Below are 1,572 nucleotides of genomic sequence, written 5' to 3' on the forward strand. Positions count from 1 at the left end.
CTAAACCTACTACCTTAAACGCGGACAACCAACGCCGCGCTTGCCTAGCCTTCTCCGTCCCTCCATCGCAGTTATAACCAGTACGGGAATATTAACCCGTTTCCCATCGACTACGCATCTCTGCCTCGCCTTAGGGGCCGACTCACCCTGCCTCGAATAGCGTTGGACAGGAACCCTTGGTCTTCCGGCGGGGAGGTTTTTCACCTCCCTTATCGTTACTCATGTCAGCATTCGCACTTCTGATACCTCCACGGTGCCTCCCGGCTTCCGCTTCAACGGCTTACAGAACGCTCCTCTACCATGCCATAAATGGCATCCGCAGCTTCGGTGTCTAGTTTTAGCCCCGTTATATCTTCCGCGCAGGCCGACTCGACTAGTGAGCTATTACGCTTTCTTTAAAGGGTGGCTGCTTCTAAGCCAACCTCCTAGCTGTCTGAGCCTTCCCACATCGTTTCCCACTTAACTAGAACTTGGGGACCTTAGCTGGCGGTCTGGGTTGTTTCCCTTTTCACGACGGACGTTAGCACCCGCCGTGTGTCTCCCGTGATTGCACTCATTGGTATTCGGAGTTTGCATCGGGTTGGTAAGTCGGGATGACCCCCTAGCCGAAACAGTGCTCTACCCCCAATGGTGAGACACGAGGCGCTACCTAAATAGCTTTCGAGGAGAACCAGCTATCTCCGAGCTTGATTAGCCTTTCACTCCGATCCACAGGTCATCCGCTGGCTTTTCAACGACAGTCGGTTCGGTCCTCCAGTTGATGTTACTCAACCTTCAACCTGCCCATGGATAGATCGCTCGGTTTCGGGTCTAATCCCAGCAACTATACGCCCTATTAAGACTCGGTTTCCCTACGCCTCCCCTAAACGGTTAAGCTTGCTACTGAAATTAAGTCGCTGACCCATTATACAAAAGGTACGCAGTCACGGTCTCAAGGACCGCTCCCACTGCTTGTACGTACACGGTTTCAGGATCTATTTCACTCCCCTCACAGGGGTTCTTTTCGCCTTTCCCTCACGGTACTGGTTCACTATCGGTCAGTCAGGAGTATTTAGCCTTGGAGGATGGTCCCCCCATGTTCAGACAGGATAACACGTGTCCCGTCCTACTCGATTTCATTGAAAATAGGTTTTTGCATACGGGGCTATCACCCACTACGGCCGCACTTTCCAGTGCGTTCTGCTAACCACATCTCAACTTAAGGGCTGTTCCCCGTTCGCTCGCCGCTACTTAGGGAATCTCGGTTGATTTCTTTTCCTCCGGGTACTTAGATGTTTCAGTTCCCCGGGTTCGCCTCTAAACACCTATGTATTCAGTGTAAAGATACTCTATAAATAGAGTGGGTTTCCCCATTCGGACATGTTTGGATCACAGCTCGTTTACCAGCTCCCCAAACCTTTTCGCAGGTTACAACGTCCTTCATCGCCTCTGACTGCCTAGGCATCCACCGTGCACGCTTTGTCACTTGACCATATAACCCGAAGGCGTCTGGCAAGAAACATGTTCTCGTAACGATAAAATTACTTTTGGCGCTTGTTTTTACACAAGACTTTCTTTCATCAAATCCACATT

1 rRNA gene is annotated in these 1,572 nt (G+C 51.0%); it reads right to left on the bottom strand.

Annotation, left to right across the window (positions count from 1 at the left end):
* A 23S ribosomal RNA gene (locus tag BM099_RS20205) occupies positions 1-1,471 on the bottom strand; the annotation flags it as partial.
* Between the last annotated feature and the right edge of the window lie 101 nt (positions 1,472-1,572).

Origin of the sequence: Neptunomonas qingdaonensis, assembly GCF_900113275.1 — a bacterium.
Classification (GTDB): Bacteria; Pseudomonadota; Gammaproteobacteria; order Pseudomonadales; family Balneatricaceae; genus Neptunomonas; species Neptunomonas qingdaonensis.